General features: G+C 45.6%; 1 protein-coding gene. It reads left to right on the forward strand.

Annotated elements, in window-relative coordinates:
• Positions 1-64 precede the first annotated feature (64 nt).
• Complete coding sequence (locus BW941_RS17575; protein WP_076518281.1) at positions 65-1,096, forward strand: IS110 family RNA-guided transposase; 1,032 nt, start codon at positions 65-67, stop codon at positions 1,094-1,096.
• The last annotated feature ends 201 nt before the right edge of the window (positions 1,097-1,297 follow it).

Consider the following 1,297-nt stretch of genomic DNA (forward strand, 5'->3'; position numbering starts at 1 on the left):
AAGCTAATGAAATGGACACCCCTCCCTTACACTGAAACTTCAGTTTCTTCGCGGGAGGTGGTTTATGGAACAGCTAAGAGTGATAGGAATCGACCTGGCAAAGTCGGTGATTCAGATTCATGGCAGTGATAGCAGAGGGAAATGCTTAATTCGTAAAAAGCTTCGACGTAATCAGTTGTTACCATTTATGGCTAAGTTACCTCGTTGCTTAGTCGGGATGGAAGCTTGTGGCGGTTCTCATTACTGGGCTAGAGAAATAAAGCAGCTTGGTCATGATGTGAAATTAATACCGCCCCAATTTGTGAAGCCTTACGTAAAAACGAATAAAACTGACGTTGCGGATGCAGAAGCAATCTGTGAGGCGGTTGATCGGCCAACAATGAGGTTTGTGCCAATCAAAGGTCCGGATCAGCAGGCAGTACTGCTTTTGCATCGAGAGCGGGAGGGGTTGATAAAGGAACGAACTGCAGTAATTAATCGTATACGCTCATCCTTTTCTGAATTTGGAGTGGCGATACCAGCAGGACCAAAGCGACTGAGGCAATGGTTGTCTGATTCGTACGGCGATGTGGAAAATGACTTACCAGCAACACTTAATCGCCTGATGCTTCGGATGGTTGATCGCTTAAACTATATTGAGTCTGAAATTTGTGACCTTGATAAAGAGATCAACGATCAGAATAAGTCCGATGAACGTTGTAAGCGATTAATTGAAGTTCCTGGTGTTGGTCGTTTGGCAGCTTCGGCGATAGTAGCAAGCGTCGGTAATGCTAAAGAATTTCGATCAGGGCGAGAATTCGCAGCTTGGTTGGGGCTGGTCCCCAGACAATATTCAAGTGGCGGAAAGCAAAATTTACAAGGCATCAGTAAGAGAGGTGATGCTTATATTCGTAAGATGCTGATCCATGGTGCCAGAGCCGTAATTCGTCATATGAACAGGAATAGTGCTCCGGTAGATTGGCTTGAAGATCTTATGAGACGTCGTCACCACAATGTAGTCATCGTGGCGTTGGCGAATAAACTAGCAAGAACGATCTGGGCTTTGCTGAGCAAGGAACAGAGTTATAAAAGATATGAAGACACCGTAGTTGCGTAAGTGAAATTAGATGTCTAAAAGGTAGGACCGCAATCCGGAAACTCTGTTCCTAACTACGTTCTTCGGGAACGACAAGCTGATAAGAACCGGGTTGGCGAAGTTCATCAAGGATCTGGCCTGCAGGCCAAGTGGAATCCGAATAGATGGCTGCACTACACCAAAGACAGATTTCGCTTGCACAATGAGGGGTGTCCATAGATG

Origin of the sequence: Thalassolituus maritimus (assembly GCF_900156675.1) — a bacterium.
GTDB classification, from domain to species: Bacteria; Pseudomonadota; Gammaproteobacteria; order Pseudomonadales; family Oceanobacteraceae; genus Thalassolituus; species Thalassolituus maritimus.